The organism is Faecalicatena contorta, from assembly GCF_021531995.1.
GTDB classification, from domain to species: Bacteria; Bacillota; Clostridia; order Lachnospirales; family Lachnospiraceae; genus Dorea_A; species Dorea_A contorta_A.
In genome coordinates, this window is record NZ_JAFBIZ010000004.1 from 30,466 (window position 1) to 50,471 (window position 20,006).

Consider the following 20,006-nt stretch of genomic DNA (forward strand, 5'->3'; position numbering starts at 1 on the left):
ATAGCCTTTTTTTAAGGTTCAATCAATCCTTTAATTCCATTTAACACTTTTTTCACGATTTCCAGGACGTCTGTGTTCTTCTCCTTTTTGCTGCGTCTCTTTTTCTCATATACAAAGCAAGGACTTCCCGTCTCAGCTTTAAAACAGAGTTCTCCTTTGAAATCGCTGATCAGACGCGGGATACGTTCCGGATGAACTTTTGCCTTTTCATACATAGTAAATGTATACGTATCTCCTTTTTGTTCCACAGCCGTTACATAAACACTGTGTGCCTGTGCCTTTAAAGCCGCAACTGCAAGAAGAGTCTCCACTTTCCTCGGGATATCTCCGAAACGATCAATCAGCTCTTCTGTCATGTCTTCCATCTCCTCCTGATTCTCAATCGCTGCAATTCTCTTGTAGATATCCAGCTTCTGATACTCATTTGGTATATAGGAATCGGGAATATATGCATCCACATTCAGATCCATTGTCGTATGATACGTTTCCTCTTCTTCCGTCTCCCCCTTCAGATGCTTGACTGCTTCATTGAGCATCTTACAGTAGAGATCATATCCGACTGCTTCCATATGACCGTGCTGTTCAGCTCCCAGAAGGTTTCCCGCACCCCGGATCTCAAGATCCCGCATGGCAATCTTGAACCCGGAACCAAGATCCGTAAATTCCCGGATGGCAGCCAGACGCTTCTCCGCCACCTCTTTCAGAAGCTTGTCTCTGCGGTACAGCAAGAATGCATATGCCATGCGATTGGATCTGCCTACTCTTCCCCTGAGCTGATAAAGCTGGGATAACCCCAGGCGGTCCGCATCATGAATGATCATGGTGTTAACATTGGAGATATCAAGACCGGTCTCGATAATCGTCGTCGATACCAGTACATCAATCTCCCCGTTAATAAAGTCATACATGATCCTCTCCAGTTCATGCTCCCGCATCTGTCCATGTGCATATTCTACCATCACATCCGGCACCAGCTTCTGCACATGTGCAGTTACTTCTGCAATATCTTCCACACGATTATAAACGTAATATACCTGTCCCTGCCTTGCACATTCGCGCTCAATGGCTTCCCGGACCATCTCATCATTATATTCCATGACATACGTCTGAATCGGCATTCGATCATTCGGAGCTTCCTCCAGAACACTCATATCCCGGATACCAATCAGGCTCATATGCAGCGTTCTCGGAATCGGCGTTGCGGTCAGCGTCAGTACATCCACATTTTCCTTCAGTTTTTTGATCTTCTCTTTGTGCTGAACACCAAACCGCTGCTCTTCATCAATGATCAGAAGTCCCAGATCTTTGAACTTCAGATCGTCACTCAATACACGATGAGTACCGATCACAATATCAACCAGTCCGCGCTTTGTATCCTCAATCGTTTTTTTCTGCTGGGCCGCTGTCCGGAATCTGCACATCAGATCCACCCGAACCGGAAAATCCTTCATTCGCTGTAAAAATGTATTGTAATGCTGCTGTGCCAGAATCGTTGTCGGGACCAGATAAACCACCTGTTTGTTTTCCTGCACTGCTTTAAATGCGGCACGAATCGCAACCTCTGTCTTACCAAATCCTACATCCCCGCAGATCAGACGATCCATGATCTTTCGGCTCTGCATATCCCGCTTCACAGCATCGATTGCCAGCATCTGGTCTTCCGTCTCATCAAACGGAAACATCTCTTCAAACTCTTTCTGCCAGACAGTATCTTCCCCATATACATACCCCTGCTTCTCCTGCCTTGCCGCATACAGCTGAACCAGATCCTTCGCAATCTCCCGGACAGCTCCCCGGACTCTTGTCTTGGTTTTTGTCCATTCCTGTGTCCCAAGCCTGTTCAGCTTCGGCTTCTTTGCATCTGCACTCGCATACTTCTGGATCATATCAAGCTGGGTTGCGGGAATATACAGATTCCCCCCCTGTGCATAAGAGATCTTCATGTAGTCCTTTGCGATCTTGTCAACTACGATTTTTTCAATTCCCTGATAGACTCCGATTCCATGACTCTCATGAACCACATAATCTCCCGGCTTCAGTTCCGAAAAGCTCTGGATTTTTCTTCCTTCATAGACCTTTCGCTTTTTCTTCTTCCTGCTCTTTCCGAAGATATCCGTCTCTGAAATCACAGTAAACTTGATCATCGGGTATTCATAGCCTTCTGCAATATATCCATATGCCGTCATGATCTCTCCCGGCTGCACCTCGCGATCCATATCATCACTGTAATAGCTGCTTAAGTTATAATCTCTCAAATCCTCTGCCAGACGTCTGGCTCTTGTCCTGGATCCGGACAGCAGAATGACCCGGTACCCGTTTCTCTTCAGCCGCTTAAGATCCTGTGTCAGCATCTCAAAACTGTTGTTATAGGGATTCACATTTTTAGACTGAATATGAATGGTATTCCGTACTTCCAGCCCTTTACAACGCATGTCCAGAGAAAAAAAGCCCACACTGCTGTAAACATTCATCTTCTTCAGGATCTCCTCCGTCAGATAAAGTCTGGCTTCCGCATTCGTCATCTCATATCCGTTTTCAATCCTTTTTTTCTGTGCCTCCATGAACTCTTCTTCCACGCCCTGACCTTTTTCAATCAGGCGCACCGGCTCATCCAGAAAGAGAAGCGTCTGCTCCTTTGGAAAATAATCCAGAAAGGACACCCCTCTTTCTTCCTCCTTCGGGAATTCGACAGCCGGACAGATGGCAATCTCCGAAAGGTTCTCGATTGATCTCTGCGTTTCTACATCAAATGTCCGGATAGAATCCACCTCATCTCCCCACAGTTCAATCCTTACAGGCTGTTCCTCCGTAAGGGGATACACATCCAGAATTCCTCCCCGGACAGCAAACTGACCCGGACCTTCAATCTGGACTTCTCTGTCGTATCCGATTCCTGTAAGCCTCTCTGCCATCTTATCAAGGCTGATCGTGCTGTCTCCCTGAATCCGTATGATACGATTTTCAATCACTTCTTTTGGAAGAAGCGAATCCATAAACGCATCAAAACTGGTGACTACGGTCATCTCTTCCCCGGTCGTAACTGCCTGTATGACTTCCATTCTTTTTCTCACCAGTTCTTTGCTTCGAATATCCGCCTGATAAAATAACAGATCCTTTGCCGGATACAAATACGTGTTCGGATCCAGAAAACGGTATTCTTCATACACCTGCCGGGCCTTTGATTCACTGGAACAGGCGATGACTTTATATTTACAGCCATCGCTCAGCGCATACATCATATGAGATTTCTGGGAATTCACGCATCCGCAGACACGCAGCATTCCCGATACTTCTGTTTTATTTTTGCAGAGTTCTTCAAACTCCGCCAAATCACTCAATGGCCTGATCAGAGCTTGCATAATTATGCCTCCTTAGGCTTTACTTTCCTGTTATATTGATTCATGGCAGCCTCGGTCTCTCCACTCAGAAGCATGGACACCGCGTCCGCTGCTTTCTGGTATCCTTTCTCCATCTGCTCTTTTTCTTCTTTTGAAAAATGTCCGAGCACATAATCTGCAAGATCATATTTTCCTGGTTTTTCTCCAACACCGACCTTGATTCTCAAAAATACATCCGTTCCCAGTTCCGAAAGAATACTCTTGATTCCATTATGTCCCCCCGCACTGCCTTTTTTCCGAATGCGAATCTGTCCTACGCCCAGACTGACATCATCGTAAATAACGATCAGTTCACTTTCTTCATCCACTTTGTAATAATCCACCAGTGACCTGATACTCTCTCCACTCAGATTCATATAGGTCTGCGGCTTGACAAGAATCACCTTATAACCTTCGATCATACCTTTTCCGATCAACGCACGGCTTTTCCTGGTATCCACAGATATATTATATCGTTCAGCCAGTGTATCTATGACATCAAATCCCACATTGTGTCTCGTTCCCTCGTATTGTAACGTTGGATTCCCAAGTCCTGCAATAATAAACATATCTCTCACTCTCCGTTTCTTTCCTTTACCATTCTACAAGAAGCATGCCGATTTGTCACGCAAAATAATCCGGCGGCATTTCCTTCCGGAGTTTTCCTTTCCGGCATGCATAATCTGCACTTTATTTTCATACATTATATAGAACAAAACTATCTTGGAAAGTACAGGAGGTCTCTGCTATGAGTTCCAGAACAAAAATCGTCGTGCTGCATATGAAAGAAATCATCTACACAATAGTCTTTGTAATTCTTGCAATTCTATTGATCCTGCTTTTGATATTTATGTTTTCGCCCGGCAAAAAATCAGCCGCCGATACAGATGTCAGATACACACCAGGCGTCTACACTTCCACGCTTACCTTGAACAACACAGCTCTTGAAGTAGAAGTTACTGTAGACGAATCTCACATCAATTCCATTCGGTTCGCCAATCTGGATGATACCATTACAACTATGTATCCGCTGATACAGCCGACAATTGAAGATCTTGCCGAACAGATCTATCAGACACAGTCTCTGGAAAATATCCAATATGACGAAGAGACTCCCTATACCTCCCAGATCATTATAAATGCCATACAGGAAGCATTGAAAAAAGCCGAAACTACCAGGTAGTTACGGCTTTTCTTCTGTTTTGTTTCACTATCCTTCCACAATCAGATATCTTCCGTCAGGAAGCGCAAACACTTCTGCAGCCTCTTCCATCTCTTCAGCAGACATTCCTTCCACATCCATTCCCTCTTCTTCCAGGAATTCTCTGACTTCACTGATACTGTCAACAACAACAGCCATACAGTCCTCCAGAAATGCTTCCGCCTCTTCCAACGTCCCTGCTACAGGTTCATCAAAAAGCTGTCCCTGATTTTTAAGAAACGTTTTCAGACATTCCTCATCATACTCATACATGATTCTCTCGCCTCCCTTTCGATAGATTTTAAACAAACTGCAGCAATTCTTCCGGACGTCCGATCATCTCCTGCGCCCCTGCAGCTTCTAACGTTTCCCGATCACGAAATCCCCACAATACCCCGATCGTCTTTACCCTGGCATTACGCCCTGTCTTAATATCTACCTCGGAATCTCCTACATACAGGCACTCTTCCTTTGTAACATGCATCTGATCCAGCAGACAGTATATCCCATCCGGCTCCGGCTTTCTGGCAATGCCTTCTTTTTGCCCCTGTGCATAATCAAAAGTATCCTCTCCGAATATTTCCCGAACTACTTTTACGGTCTGCCGATCCGGCTTATTCGATAATACCGCCAGTTTCACACCTCTCTCCTTCAGTGCAGCCAACATCTGACAGACGCCTTCATAAGGTGTTACATGATATGTACAATTTGCATCAAATATGCGTCCATATATCTCCATACCTTCATCCAGACGCAGCCCCTGCGGATCTCCTGACACACGAAGCGCCTGGTTGATCAGGTATCTGGCTCCGTTTCCCACAAAGCTTCTGCACTGCTCCCGGGTGATCTCCGTAAGTCCCATCTCACGAAGCGTTGCATTCACAGAATAATGCATAGAATCCAATGTATCAGTTAATGTTCCATCGAGATCAAATATACAAGCTTTCATAACACACAATCCTCCTGCACATATCATAGTATGCAGCAGATAAAATTGCAAGTATAAATACATCTGTTTTAAAACGCATTTTCCTGTAATAAAAGAATTCCGAAGTCATGCCCCGATAAAACATTTTTCTGCACAACCCCGGAATCCGGATATGAACCACTGCTATGATACCAGATACTGACGCATCGTTTTTAATGCATTTTTTTCAAGCCGGCTTACCTGCGCCTGCGATATATGAATCTCATCGGCCACTTCCATCTGTGTCTTCCCTTCAAAAAAACGAAGTGTGATGATATACTTTTCTCTCTCTCCAAGATGATCCATCGCTGCCTGAAGCGACAGATCTTCCACCCATTTTTCCTCCTTATTCTTATTATCACTCAACTGATCCATCACATAGAGTGCATCACCGCCATCATTATATACCGGCTCCTGAAGGCTCATCGGTACCTGTATGGCATCCAGGGCAAATACAATATCTTCCTTTGAGATTCCAATCTCTTCTGCAATCTCCTGAACAGTAGGTTCCCGCAGGTTCCTGCGAATATAATTCTCCTTTGCATAGATTGCTTTATACGCAGTATCTCTTAAAGATCTGCTGACGCGAATCGAATTATTATCCCTCATGTATCTGCGGATCTCACCGATAATCATGGGTACCGCATACGTAGAAAATTTTACGTCCAGCTCCGTGTTAAAATTATTAATTGCCTTGATCAGACCGATACATCCGATCTGGAACAGATCATCCGGGTTCTCATTATTGCCGCCAAACCTTTTGATCACGCTCAGTACCAATCTGAGATTTCCCTTGATATACTCTTCCTTGGCTTTCTGATCCCCTTTCTTTATACGCGCAAACAAAGCTTCCTTCTCCTCTTCTTTCAGGATTGGAAGCTTTGCCGTATTTACACCACATATTTCAACTTTTCCCTGTGCCATAATTCAAACCCTCCTGCTAGATGAATAATAAATCTAGTAAAATGATTCTCCATATGGCTTTTTGTTATTCTGTCAGACAGGAAAATTTTAAAAGTTTTACTCCTTGACAAATTCTGTCACCTTTAACTGCGATCCCATTTATCCGCCAGATTCTGGATCTGAGTCTCAAATTTTGCCATATCCTTATTGGAAAGGCCTTCGTTTTTATAGACTACATCCAGCAGACGTTTTGCTGCCGCAACCAGACGGTTAAATGCACTCGCAGCTCTCGCTCTTGAAGGTTTCTCCGCCGCCTTTTTCGGAACCCTGATTCCCTCACTTATGACCTCATTTGTCACAAGATCAATACATCCTCCGGAATATGGAGCAAACGTCCTGCATCCATACTTTTCATGCACAAGTCCTGAGAAATGATCTGTAACCGTGTCTTCTCCATGTACAACAATGACTCTCTGCGGTACCGTCTCGAATCCTCCGAGCCAGTTCAGAAGTCCATTCATATCCGCATGACCACTGATGCCCTTTAATACTTCAATATGCGCATTTACCGTAATATTCTCTCCAAAGAGTTTGACACTTTCCGCACCTTCGATGAGTTTTCGTCCAAGCGTTCCCACCGCCTGATACCCCACGAAGCAGACCGTACATTCTTTTCTCCACAGATTATGCTTCAGATGATGGCGGATACGTCCCGCCTCACACATTCCCGATGCAGACAAGATCACCTTCGGTTTCTCATTGAAATTGATCATCTTGGATTCTTCACTGGTAATCGTTGTCTTAAGTCCCTGGAACAAAAGCGGATTGATTCCCTGCTCCACCAGTGCCATAGCCTCTTCATCAAAGCAGGATTTTACGTTTTTATTAAATACATTCGTAGCTTCAATCGCAAGTGGACTGTCTACATATACTTCGAATCCCGGATACTCCGGAATCAGATTTTTCTCTTTGATCTCCCGGATAAAATACAGGATTTCCTGTGTACGTCCTACTGCAAAGGAAGGGATCACAACATTACCTCCTCTGGCGAATGTTTCCCGCAAAATTCTCGTAAATTCTCCTACATAATCCGGTATGTCTTCCCCATGCGTCCGGTCTCCGTATGTAGACTCAATCACCACATAATCCGCTTCTTTTACCGGCTGCGGATCCCGTATGATCGGTTGATTCGTATTACCGACATCTCCGGAAAAAACAATCTTTCTGGTTACATTCTCTTCCGTTACCCATACTTCAATACTGGACGATCCCAGAAGATGACCCATATCATTGAAACGAACTTCTATTCCTTCTGTAAGAACAATCTTCTGGTTGTAATCGATCGGAGCAAGCAGTCTGATTGCTGCATCCGCATCTGCAACCGTGTAGAGAGGCTCATATTCCGGTTCCCCGCTTCTTTTTGCCTTCCGGTTCCGCCACTCCGCTTCAAATTCCTGAATATGGGCACTGTCTCGCAACATGATATTGCAGAGATCGGACGTAGCAAACGTCGTTACAATCTCCCCTTTAAATCCCTGTTTGCACAACAGAGGAATATTACCGGAATGATCAATATGGGCATGAGTAAGAAGAATATAATCAATCTCACCTGCCTTCACCGGCAACTCCTGATTCTCATACAGATCTGGTCCCTGCTCCATTCCACAATCAATCAGAATATTCCTGCCGCAGGCTTCCAGCAGATGACAGCTTCCCGTCACCTCATGGGCCGCTCCAAAAAAGCCAAGTCTCATATACCCAACCCCTTTTTCTTTTATTGTAACACCTTTTCATGGGACTGGCTATGAATATTTTACCATCTCTCTTCTTAATCTCTGCATGATCTTTTTTTCCAGTCTGGATATGTATGACTGCGAGATTCCAAGCATATCCGCCACTTCTTTCTGTGTTTTTTCTTCCCCGTCCTGCGTACCAAGACCAAATCTCATCTGAATGATCGTCCGTTCTCTTCCGGAAAGATGATTGACTGCTTTTAACAGAACCCTTCTTTCTGCCTCATGCTCGAGGTCACGGTAGATTGTATCTTCATCCGTTCCCAGGATATCCGACAGAAGCAGTTCATTCCCATCCCAGTCGACATTCAGCGGTTCATCAATCGACACTTCCATCTTTGTTTTATTATTCCTTCTAAGATACATCAGAATCTCATTTTCAATACATCTGGAGGCATATGTTGCAAGCTTGATATTCTTCTCCGGATTAAACGTATTAATTGCTTTTATTAATCCAATCGTGCCTATAGAAATCAGATCCTCCACGCCAACACTGGTATTATCAAACTTTTTCGCAATATATACCACAAGCCGCAGATTATGTTCTATCAGAAGCTTTCTTGCTCCATCACTCTCTCCGGTTCCAAGACTTTGAATTGCTTCTGCCTCCTCCTCTGCATCCAGAGGAGCCGGAAGTATATCCGACCCTCCGATATAATGCACATCTTTTCTGTCTGAGAATAACAGGGTCCGAATATCCGGAATCATTTTCAGTTTAAATTGATGTGGTACTGCTACCTTTATTACCATAATTTACTCCTCCTATCAAAACATCAGGATTCAGAATCATCTGAAACTCTTCTCCCGTCAGGCCATTTTCGCACACAGCCGTCATCGGCCCGAAGACTTCTTTCTTTTCTCCCGTACATATGACTGTCATCTTATCCAGGATAACCGTCGGCATAACTCCCTGTGTTTTCCCGATTGAATGGTACGGAATGTAGCGTAGCGTTTCCGGCACCAGATTGCCTAATAATCTCCCTGCCGTCTTTTTGTCCAATATACTGACCGCTTTTCCGGTCACCGGATCCGTCAGACTGTTTCCCGTATCGATCAGTGCTTCCACTGCACAGCTTTTCCCTCCATAATACAGAATTACTTTACATCTGTTGTTTGTTCTCTGCCCCAGTCTGAGAATCAGCTCCCAGATTCCCGATGCCGTGTAATATCCTGCAACCGCCAGTAAAAAGAACAGGCTGCCGGTACGGACATATTGCTGAAAAAACTGCAAGATCCCGCCAGTAAGAAATCCACTTATGTAAAGTATGATCCACCCCTTAAACAGTTTTCTTCCCCACGGAATTCCAAGTCCCGTTTTTATCATTGCAATACTTACCGGTCCATGAAAAAGCACCAGCTTTACAAATGGCTCCTGAATCGGAAGCACAATCACAAAGCAAGTGAGTGCAGCTCCTGTCAATGCGCCTGCATAGACACGTATATATGCAGCATTACACCACAATATATTTCTGGTGATCATTAACAGAATCGCATCCATTGTGAAATTCACCGCAAAAAACACATCTATATACAATTCATAGTACACATCAGGCCTTCTTTCTCTCTGAGTACACGAAATCGATTTGGTTCTCAAGCAAGATTAATTATACGAGAAGGAGAAAAAAGATTTTGTCAGACGGTGGACGTCAATTTGATTTTCGTTCGACAGTTCTCGGGAAACACAAGATATAGATGAAAAAGAAATGATTTTATGAACTAAACACGAAAAGAGATACAAGACTTTGTATGAAAAAAAGGTCAAAAAGAAAGAATATTATGGAAAACGAAAGAAATATATGGGGAATCATGTCAAAATCACGCTGATGATAAAGATATGTGATAAAAACCCGGCACACACATCGTGTACCGGGATTCATAACAAAATAGATATAAGATATTATTTCTTGAAGAAATCCGGAATCTTAATAGACTGTTCTTTTACTTTGCTGGTTGGTGTTCTTGGAGTCTCCAGTGTTGGAGTTGTCCCACCTACCGGTCTTCTCACTGTCGGACCATTTGAGTTATCCTTTGCAGCTGTTCCAAAATCCATTCTTGGAGCGGTCTGTGGCTGTGCCTGATGTACCGGTCTTTCATAGCTCTGTGCATGTGCGCTTGTTGTATGCGTTGCTGCATGTGGCATTGCTGATGATCTTGCCGGATTTTCCAGTCTTGATTTCAGCTTTGATGCACTGCCGCCAACATTATGAAGTCCTGTTGCGATAACAGTAATCGTTGCCTCATCAGCTCTGGAATCATCATACATTGCGCCGAAGATAATATTTGCATCTTCTCCTGCAAGTTCCTGTACATACTCTGCTGCATCAGAAGCATCCATCAGTGTAATATCACCGGATACATTAATAATTACATGAGACGCACCTGCAATCGTAGTTTCCAAAAGCGGGCTGGCAACCGCCTGCTTAACAGCCTCCAGTGCCTTATCATCGCCGCGGCCCTGTCCAATACCGATATGCGCAATTCCTTTATCTGTCATAACAGTCTGTACATCAGCAAAGTCAAGGTTGATCAGTGAAGGTACATTAATCAGGTCTGTAATACCCTGAATACCCTGCTGTAATACTTCATCTGCTTTCTTCAGTGCTTCCGGCATTGTTGTACGCCTGTCCACAACCTCAAGCAATTTATCATTCGGAATAACAATCAGTGTATCAACACTCTCTTTTAATTTTTCAATTCCTGCGAGAGCATTATTCATACGTGTTTTAGATTCGAAACGGAAAGGCTTTGTAACAACACCAACCGTCAGTGCTCCCTGTTCCTTCGCAATACGTGCTACTACAGGAGTTGCTCCTGTACCTGTTCCACCGCCCATACCGCAGGTAACAAATACCATATCCGCACCCTTAAGAGCTGCTGATACCTCTTCTGCACTTTCTTCTGCTGCCTTTTCTCCAATCTCTGGTCTTGCTCCGGCACCCAATCCTTTTGTAATCTTATCACCGATCTGCATAAGAGTCGGTGCTTTACACAATTGAAGTGCCTGCTTATCTGTATTAATTGCAATAAATTCAACACCGGCAATCTGTTCGTCGATCATGCGGTTTACAGCATTATTACCGCCTCCGCCAACTCCAACAACAATAATCTTTGCCGCTGCTTCTGACTCGTTTGTTTTAATTTCTAGCAAGGGTTTCTCCTCCTTTGTTATCCTTATTATATATTATACATCCCATAGATAAAGCAAATGAGATGAACTCAGTTTGCTATATATAGTATATAATAAAGACTTTTGTATAAAATATCAATAGAATTTCTCCATTTTTCTTATTTTTCTTCTGAAATATCATCCTGACTTTCTTCCACGTCAAATGTAATCGTTGATCCATTCTCCGAATAGTCTTCCAGATGCAGTGTTCCCTCTCTGTCTCCCAGCTTTTCGAGGATCGGTTTGATCTGAGCGACCTGCTCAGATGACACGGAATTTCCGAGGCTGACCCGCACTTTCCCGATTTCAAGAAAGATCTGATTCCCCTCACAGACAATCTGTACCTGGCCCAGTTCATATTTTTTTATTTCTTTTGACGTCTGCAGAATTTCTTCAAAAATACCAGAATCTTCACACTCAAGTGTCTGGTAAAGCTTCACATTTTTCATCTTGAGTCCGGTAATAGACGGAAGACCTTCTGTCAGACTGTCCGACTCATCTACTACCAGACCCGTCTTATCAAAATAGAAATACCGGTCTCCGTCCTTTACATACCCCACGATTGGTTTTTCCTCCACCTTAATCTGAAGCGTCCACGGATTCTTCATACTTACTTTCATACTTTCCAGACAGGGAAGCTTTTCCCCATAGCCAAGCGCATACTTCGCAGTCACATAGATCGTATTAAATGATCCCTTATCCTTTTTGATCACGTCCGCAATTTCCTGATCCGTACAGTATTCATTTCCGCTGACCTTGATTCCCTGAAGATAAAAAAGAACCAGGATCCCGACCGTGAGTATGGCAACTGCAAGGATTATCACGACCAAAGCATATAAACGATGTGTTTTTTTCTTCATTGTATCTACTCCCTTTTCTCTATTTTACCAAAGATGACACACTCAGGACAAGCCCCATTTCTATCAGAAGAAAAACCGCTGACGTTCCTCCATAGCTGATAAAGGGAAGTGTAATTCCGGTATTGGGAATGGTATTCGTTACGACTGCAATATTCAGGATCACCTGTATCATCATGTGTCCCATCGCTCCAGCCGCAAGCAGTGCTCCAAACAGATCCACCGCATGCGTTGCAATGACAAAAAATCTCCAGATCAGGATCAGGAAGAGGAGCAAAATCACACAGGCACCTACATATCCCAACTCTTCACAAATGATTGAAAATATCATATCATTCTGTGCTTCCGGAACAAATCCAAGCTTCTGAATGCTCTTTCCAAGTCCCTTTCCGAATAAACCACCGGATCCTATCGCATATAGTCCCTGCAGTGTCTGATATCCTTTTTCATATTTTTCCGGATTCCGCCATACAGCAAGCCGTTCCAGCCGATAGCTCTCCATTGCTAAAAATATAGCCATGAATCCTGCACCAAACGCTGCCATCACCAGAAACTGTCCATATCTGGGACTGGCAGCAAAGATCAGTATTACCGCAATTCCCAGAATTATGATTGCCGTACTCAAATTACTTGCTCCTACCAGAGCAGCAATCGGAAGGATCATCACAATAATCTTGAGCATAACCCTCATCTTCCCGATCTGTTCTACATTTTTCGTTATTACATGAGCAAGGAACAGAATCACAGCCACTTTTGCAAATTCCGAAGGCTGAAAAGAAAACGGGCCCAAAGACAGCCATCTTTTGGACCCATTATACTCATCTCCAATAAACAACACTGCCACCGACAGCAGTATCGCAGTAAAATATCCCAGGACAGCCACATGTTTCCAGATGTGATAATCCATCCCGGCAACCACAAGCATACCCGCAATTCCCAAAAATGTCGCAAACATCTGCTTTTTCAGATAATAGAAGGAGTCCTGAAACTTCACTTCTCCGTTGTACGCACTTGTACTATACAGAATGACGAGACCTGTGATTATGATCATAAACAATACAGCCAGAAGCGTATAATCATACCTTTTCTTTCTCGATTGTGCCAATCTGTGCCACTCCTTATAAGGAATTTACAATCTCTTTAAATCTCTTTCCACGTACTTCATAGTTTGGAAACATTCCCCAACTTGCACAGGCAGGAGAAAGCAGAACAGCTTCACCGGGTTCTGCCAGCTTTGCTGCCGTAAGCACTGCTTCTTCAAAAGTATCTGCAAAAATATAATCCTGAAATCCACATTTTTCTGCGTCTGCAGCTATCTTTTCTCTGGTCGCACCCAAAAGAATCAATTTTCTTACTTTTCCATCAAAACTGTTGATCCATTCCGTGTATTCAGATCCTTTATCATATCCGCCGCCAATCAGTATCGTTGACCGATTCATCGCCTGGATTCCCTTGATTGCAGCATCCGGATTGGTTCCTTTGGAATCATTATAATATACAACACCTTTTTTCTCTGTAACATACTCTATCCGGTGTTCTACTCCTTTGAATTCCCTGACACTTCTGCTGATCACATCCATCGGTACTCCGTATACTGCAGCCATGGCAGCTGCAGCCATTACATTTTCATGATTATGCGTCCCGAGTATCTGCAGTTCATCCACATGACAGATTTTTGCTTCTGTTCCTTCATAATGATATACGATATTGCCGTCTTCGAGATAAATTCCCTCTTCTAGTTTACGCTGACTGCTGAAATATAGAACCTTTGCTTTCACATTCTTTCCAAACTCTCTCGTCAGTTCATCCTCATAATTCAGGATACAGTAATCTTCCTCTGTCTGATTTTCAGCAATCTTCTTCTTCGCATTCACATATGCTTCCATCGTATGATGACGATTCAGATGATCTGGTGTAAAATTCAGAATTGCGCTTACTCTTGGTCTGAAATCTACGATACTCTCCAGCTGAAAACTGCTCATCTCAGCCACAGTGATCGTCTCCTCTGTCATCTCAGCCACAACTGTTGTATATGGTGTTCCGATGTTGCCGACCACAAAGACATTATCCTGATAATTTTTCATGATTTCTCCAAGAAGAGAAGTTGTTGTTGTCTTTCCGTTGGTCCCGGTAATTGCAAGGACATCACCTTTTCCAAACTGATAAGCAAGTTCCACTTCGCCAATCACCTGTACCCCACGTCTTCTCATCTCGTCAATCACCGGAAGATCAGTCGGAACCCCCGGACTTAAGATGGTAATATCAAGAACGTCCAGAAGTGCTTCCGGAAAAGCACCAATAACAATCTGCGCCTTGCTGTCTTTCCCAATCTGTTCACGAATCTTATCTTCTGTCAGCTTTTCGTTTCCATCATAAAGCACAACATCTGCTCCATGCTGCTCCAGGATCTTTCCAGCTCCGATTCCGCTGATTCCAAGACCAAATACAAGTACTTTCTTCTCTGTTACTTCCATAATCTCCTCCTACATAGCCATCAATGCGATCAGGCACAGAATGGCCGTAATAATCGAAAACACCGCCACAACTCTTGTTTCAGACCAGCCACATAACTCAAAGTGATGATGGATCGGCGCCATCTTAAAGAAACGTTTGCCGCCTGTCTTTTTAAAATATGTGACCTGTATCATGACAGATAACACTTCCACCAGATAAATAAGTCCTACGATTACAATAAAGATCGGCATCTGCAGCATATATGCCGCTGATGCGACAAATCCTCCCAGTGCCAGAGATCCAGTATCTCCCATAAATACGCTGGCCGGATACACATTAAACAGCAAAAATCCAAGAAGTGCTCCGACAACAGCACATGTAATCGGGGTGATTCCGCTGTTCGTTCCGATTGCAACTACAGTAAAGAATGTTGCCACCAACACCGTAACACTGGATGCAAGACCATCCAGTCCATCCGTAAAATTCACACCATTTACTGTTCCGATCACTACAATGAACATCAATGGAATTGCAAGCCATCCGATATCAAGATATTTCCCTCCCGTAAATGGAATCAGCATTGCAAGGGAAACGGTTGAATAGCGCACCATATAAAATGCAAATATCGCTGTAACTACGATCTGAAGTGCCATCTTCTGCTTTGGATACAATCCGTCTGAGCGTTTCATCACGACTTTCAGATAATCATCCAGAAATCCGATCAACCCAAATCCCAGTGTCATAAAAAGAATCGGAATGATCTGGGGATAATTTCTTATATAAATCACAGATGTGATCACTACTGCAAGAAGAATGATCACTCCACCCATTGTTGGGGTTCCTGCTTTTTTCAAATGAGACTGTACTCCCTCAACTCTCTCCGTCTGTCCCATCTTAAGTTTTCTGAGTACCGGAATGATCAACGGCCCCATTGCCGCACTCAGTACAAATGCGATCAGTACCGGAATAAATATTGTGTAATCCATAACCCACCTCTTCGCTTCTTTTGTTAATCAGTTATTTCCTAACTTTACCTAGTATACTGCATTTCTTATTCTTTTTCAATGCCAAGATACGGTAATATGTTTTCAAAAATATTACCGATCACAGGCGCCGCGATCGTTCCTCCATAATATACTCCCTGCGGATTATAGATCACACACATGCCCAGAATCTGAGGATCGTCTGCCGGAGCAAAGCCAATAAAAGACGAAATATACTTGTTTGCACTTCTCGGAAGTGTCTGTGATGTAGCCGTCTTACCTCCGATCCGATACCCTTCCACATACGCATTCTTTCCTGACCCTTCCGCAACAACACTTTCCAGCAGCATTCTCATGGTTGCAGATGTTTCTTCCGACACTATGTTATTGTTTTCTTCATATTCAAATTTCTTTATTTCCTCTCCATCTTTTTTTAATACCCGAACTCCCAAATGAGGTGTCACACGCCGTCCTCCATTGATCAGAGAACTTACCGTTGTTGCCAGCTGAATCGGCGTAATCTGAAAAGACTGCCCAAAACTCATGGTAGCAAGCTCCACAAGTCCGATATTCTCTTTTTGGTGCATAATGGTTCCGGCTTCGCCCGGAAGATCAACTCCTGTCAGACTCATCAGTCCAAACTGCTGAAAATATTTATAGAAATCATCTGCACCGAGTCTGAGTCCGACATCTATAAACACCGGATTACAGGAATTCTGTATCCCCTGAATGAATGTCTCCGTGCCGTGCCCTCCAACCTTGTGACATCGAATCTTGCGATCTTCCACCACCCGGTATCCCGGGCAGGAAAATGTATCGTCCAGCTTTACAGCACCTTCTTCCAGCCCGGCAGATGCAGTAATGATCTTAAATGTAGATCCCGGCTCGTAAGTATCATTAATACATCCATTTCTCCACATCTGATTCAGCGCTTCCTGTTTTTCTTCTTCAGACATATTCTGTTCATCCTGTGTACTCAACTCAAACGGTGTATTCAGATTAAACTCAGGAACATTCACCATCGCAAGAATCTCCCCATTCTGCGGATTCATCAGTATGATAGCCACTTTATCTGCCTGCTTTTCTTCCATTACTTTTTCTGCCATCTGCTGAGCATACATCTGTATATTTGCATCCATACTGATCTGCAGCGTATTTCCTGCCACTGGTTCTACTCTGTCTTCTGCCACTCCTTCGAGTTCCACTCCTCTGGCGTCAGTTGTCGTAAGGATCGTTCCATTAATCCCCTTCAGATACTCCTCATACTTTACCTCCAGCCCGATAATTCCCTGATTATCACCACCCGTGAAGCCTAAAACTCTGGATGCCAGTTCATCATACGGATAATATCTCTTAAAGTCTTCATCCACCTTGACTCCGTCCAGTTCCATATTACGGATTGCATCTCCTGTTTCCTTATCTACATTTGTTTTGATCCTCTCCATCGAGGATACTTTTTCCACACGTTTGCGGACCGTTTCTTCATCCATATCCAGTGCAGAAGCCAGCTTTTTGATTACATTCTCCGGGTCTTTCACCTGACTGTGAATCACAGAGATTGTACAGACGGTGCGATTGGTCGCAAGTATCTTTCCGTTGCAATCAATGATCTCTCCTCTGGCGGCCTTAATCTCCCGTTCCCTTTCATGAAGCGCTTCTGCTTTTTTCTGATAATAATCCGCTTTGCAGATCATAAGATAAGCCAGCCTTCCCATGAGCCCAAGAATAAGGAACATCGCTGCGGCAAATACAACCAGAATTTTCTTCTTATTATATGTTTTGTTTTTCACAAACAAAAACCTCACAAAAGCTGTTTTTATAACTTATTACTGCTTTTGCAAGGTTATTCTGATTAATATTGACTTATTCCTGCACCTGATCAGTATCATCCGTTGTCATTTTTTCAATCCCAAGATACGGGAATATCTCTGACATGATACCGGATGCCATTTCTGTCGCATAGGAACTGGATGCCTGCTCTGCAACATTCGGTTCATCGATTACAACATATACAACCACCTGTGGATTTTCCTGCGGAGCATATCCGATAAAGGATACCAGATACTTTCCATTTCCTCGCGGAAGTTTTTCTGCCGTACCTGTTTTTCCTCCGATGTCATATCCTTCCACTCCCGCAGAAGCCCCTGTACCTTCCTCTACAACTCCAAGCATATAATCTTTGATAATCTCACTGGTTTCTTCCGAAATTGTTTTCTTTAATAAGACAGGATCTTTATTCTCTGTTACATTTCCATTTTCATCCTGTATCTGTTTGACCACATGCGGTTTATAATAATTTCCTCCATTAATCAAGGAACAGAATGATGCCGCAAGCTGTGTCATTGTCACATTAAAATTCTGTCCGAACGCATTCGTCGCAAGACTGGCCGCATCCATGTTTTCCGGTGTATACAAAAGACCTTCTGTACTTCCTTCTCCAGGAAGATCAATTCCCGTATACTCTCCAAATCCAAACAGTTTCTGATAACGGCAAAATTCTTCTGCCCCGAGGCTGGCTCCGATCTGCATCAATGCTACGTTACATGAATTTTCCAGAGACTGTTTCAACGTCTCCGGCCCATGCCCTGAGCGGTTGCTGCAATGAATGTCATGGTCCCCAACATGCATAACACCACCGCACACATAATTTTCATTCCCGGTAAGAACTCCGGTCTCCAGACCTGCCGCAATTGTAAAAGGCTTAAACGTTGATCCCGGTTCGTAGGTATTGCTGACACAGAAGTTGTTCCACAGTTCATTCAGTGCATTTACTTTTTCTTCGTCTGTCATCTGCTCCAGCTCTTCTTCCAAATAGTAAGCCGACAGATCTCTTGGGTTGTTCAGATCATAATTCGGATATGATGCTTCCGCCAGTATCTCTCCATTTTGAGGATTCATAACAATTACTGCCGTATTTTTACTTCCCTCACCTTTTGAGGCCTCATTCTTATGTGCCTCATTAAATGCCAGAATATATTTTTCAACAATGCTCTGCACCTGAAGATCAATCGTTGACACAACAGTGCTTCCGTTATCCGGTTCTTTCACTGTACGCTCAAATGTAGAACTTTCATCCAGATAACCGTATTCTCTTCCATCTGTTCCATTCAGAATGGAATTATAAGAAGCCTCTATTCCGTTGCTTCCTACATTTCCATCTACCGTAAATCCTATTACATCACTTGCAAGCGTGTTATACGGATATTTTCTCACATAATCTTCTTCCAGCCAGATTCCTTTTACGTCTGGATAATTCTTGTCATCCGCCTCTATCTTTTCAAACTTCTGTGCGGTATCATAATCAACTCCCTTTTTCAGAACACTGTATCTGCTTGATGGCTTATCCTCCATCAGCTTACGGACATCTTCTTCAGCGATTTCAAAGCAATCCGTCAGTACCTGAATCGTTGGTTCGATATAATCCTCATCGCTCAGCATCACTTTTACATCCAGGACAACGTTGTAGACTCTTTCGCTGGTTGCAATCTTAGTCCCGTTGCGATCAACAATATCTCCTCGTTTATACGGAATGATCCGATTATTATACTGTTGTTGATCCAATACTACTTTCGTATATTTTTCTCCACTCGATGCGTTGATATATGTAATTCTTCCCACCAGAAAAACAAAAGCCAGTACTATTCCCATAAAGAGCAATACCAGCTTTTTCTGCATGAATTTTGATATCTTTTTCTTAAACGGATTCTTTTTTTGTCTTGCCATAATTTCTCCTACTTTTTATTCTTGTCTGACTGAGCAAGCACACCGTCTTCCGGAATATCCTCATACTGTTTTACATAATCAGTCGCAGGATCTTCATATTCTATAATCTGCTCAGGAGAAGCATATACCATACCAAGTTCTCCCTCTGCTTTTTCTCTTACCTCTTCCAGATTCACCGAATCCATTACCGCATTGTACCTGGTCGTATTCTCTTCCTTCAGATTGGCCAGTTCTTCCTGCATTGCCGTAATACGCTTCGACCGGCTGGTGATGCTGGACTGAAGCTTTACATAATGTACACATACGATCAGCGCGAGCACAGCTGCAACTGCAAGAAACACTACATATGTGCGATTCATGATAAGAGCCTGTTTTCGATTTCTGCGTACCTGACTGCTTACTTGCTTCTTAGGTCTTGCGGGTGACTCATGACGACGCGGTGCATGCTCCGGCTGTGTTGCAACATTTCCATACTGATATGCCTGTCTTCCTGTATAAGTTTCAGCACTTCTGCTTCTATACTGCTGTCTGCTGCGTGAATAATTCTGTCCTGCTGCCATATGCGCCACCCCTTTCTATCAT

The 20,006-nt window shown here is 43.5% G+C and carries 17 protein-coding genes; 1 reads left to right on the plus strand and 16 read right to left on the minus strand.

Annotated elements, in window-relative coordinates; translation table 11 throughout:
- Positions 1-11 precede the first annotated feature (11 nt).
- Positions 12-3,359 carry a transcription-repair coupling factor gene (gene mfd, locus JQM82_RS01065; protein WP_235248025.1) on the minus strand — a complete coding sequence of 1,116 codons (3,348 nt, stop codon included), beginning with the start codon at positions 3,357-3,359 and terminating at the stop codon, positions 12-14.
- 2 nt (positions 3,360-3,361) lie between these two features.
- A complete protein-coding gene (pth, locus tag JQM82_RS01070; RefSeq protein ID WP_235248026.1) occupies positions 3,362-3,946 on the minus strand; it encodes an aminoacyl-tRNA hydrolase in 585 nt (194 codons plus the stop codon).
- 179 nt (positions 3,947-4,125) lie between these two features.
- Between pth and JQM82_RS01075 the strand changes: the two genes are divergently transcribed.
- Positions 4,126-4,560 (plus strand): hypothetical protein, encoded by a 435-nt coding sequence (locus JQM82_RS01075; protein WP_235248027.1) that lies wholly within the window; start codon positions 4,126-4,128, stop codon positions 4,558-4,560.
- 27 nt (positions 4,561-4,587) lie between these two features.
- On the opposite strand, the gene JQM82_RS01080 is transcribed toward JQM82_RS01075, so the two are convergent.
- From JQM82_RS01080 to JQM82_RS01145, 14 genes are all read right to left on the minus strand, one after another.
- The gene (locus tag JQM82_RS01080; protein ID WP_235248028.1) at positions 4,588-4,851 is read right to left on the minus strand and encodes a glyoxalase; all 264 of its coding nucleotides are present in this window, start codon (positions 4,849-4,851) and stop codon (positions 4,588-4,590) included.
- Positions 4,852-4,879: 28 nt separating this feature from the next.
- The gene (locus tag JQM82_RS01085) at positions 4,880-5,527 is read right to left on the minus strand and encodes an HAD family hydrolase (protein WP_235248029.1); all 648 of its coding nucleotides are present in this window, start codon (positions 5,525-5,527) and stop codon (positions 4,880-4,882) included.
- A 162-nt stretch (positions 5,528-5,689) separates the two neighbouring features.
- A complete protein-coding gene (gene sigG, locus JQM82_RS01090) occupies positions 5,690-6,469 on the minus strand; it encodes an RNA polymerase sporulation sigma factor SigG (protein ID WP_235248031.1) in 780 nt (259 codons plus the stop codon).
- A 122-nt stretch (positions 6,470-6,591) separates the two neighbouring features.
- Entirely contained in the window at positions 6,592-8,202 is a 1,611-nt protein-coding gene (locus JQM82_RS01095) for an MBL fold metallo-hydrolase RNA specificity domain-containing protein (protein ID WP_235248033.1), read from the minus strand.
- A 48-nt stretch (positions 8,203-8,250) separates the two neighbouring features.
- Positions 8,251-8,991: an RNA polymerase sporulation sigma factor SigE gene (sigE, locus tag JQM82_RS01100; protein ID WP_235248035.1), complete on the minus strand. Its 741-nt coding sequence runs from the start codon at positions 8,989-8,991 to the stop codon at positions 8,251-8,253.
- A complete protein-coding gene (locus JQM82_RS01105; RefSeq protein WP_235248037.1) occupies positions 8,957-9,787 on the minus strand; it encodes a sigma-E processing peptidase SpoIIGA in 831 nt (276 codons plus the stop codon). The genes sigE and JQM82_RS01105 overlap by 35 nt, the downstream gene beginning before the upstream one ends.
- A gap of 351 nt (positions 9,788-10,138) precedes the next feature.
- Entirely contained in the window at positions 10,139-11,389 is a 1,251-nt protein-coding gene (gene ftsZ / locus JQM82_RS01110) for a cell division protein FtsZ (RefSeq protein WP_235248038.1), read from the minus strand.
- 137 nt (positions 11,390-11,526) lie between these two features.
- Entirely contained in the window at positions 11,527-12,267 is a 741-nt protein-coding gene (locus JQM82_RS01115) for a cell division protein FtsQ/DivIB (protein WP_235248040.1), read from the minus strand.
- A gap of 19 nt (positions 12,268-12,286) precedes the next feature.
- Complete coding sequence (locus JQM82_RS01120) at positions 12,287-13,315, minus strand: FtsW/RodA/SpoVE family cell cycle protein (RefSeq protein WP_235248064.1); 1,029 nt, start codon at positions 13,313-13,315, stop codon at positions 12,287-12,289.
- 67 nt (positions 13,316-13,382) lie between these two features.
- Entirely contained in the window at positions 13,383-14,738 is a 1,356-nt protein-coding gene (murD, locus tag JQM82_RS01125) for a UDP-N-acetylmuramoyl-L-alanine--D-glutamate ligase (protein ID WP_235248042.1), read from the minus strand.
- Positions 14,739-14,747: 9 nt separating this feature from the next.
- Complete coding sequence (gene mraY / locus JQM82_RS01130) at positions 14,748-15,704, minus strand: phospho-N-acetylmuramoyl-pentapeptide-transferase (RefSeq protein ID WP_235248044.1); 957 nt, start codon at positions 15,702-15,704, stop codon at positions 14,748-14,750.
- A 65-nt stretch (positions 15,705-15,769) separates the two neighbouring features.
- Positions 15,770-17,491: a peptidoglycan D,D-transpeptidase FtsI family protein gene (locus tag JQM82_RS01135; RefSeq protein WP_235248045.1), complete on the minus strand. Its 1,722-nt coding sequence runs from the start codon at positions 17,489-17,491 to the stop codon at positions 15,770-15,772.
- A 73-nt stretch (positions 17,492-17,564) separates the two neighbouring features.
- Positions 17,565-19,424, minus strand: a complete 1,860-nt coding sequence (locus tag JQM82_RS01140) for a peptidoglycan D,D-transpeptidase FtsI family protein (protein ID WP_235248046.1) — start codon at positions 19,422-19,424, stop codon at positions 17,565-17,567.
- An 8-nt stretch (positions 19,425-19,432) separates the two neighbouring features.
- The gene (locus JQM82_RS01145; protein WP_235248047.1) at positions 19,433-19,984 is read right to left on the minus strand and encodes a hypothetical protein; all 552 of its coding nucleotides are present in this window, start codon (positions 19,982-19,984) and stop codon (positions 19,433-19,435) included.
- Positions 19,985-20,006: the final 22 nt, after the last annotated feature.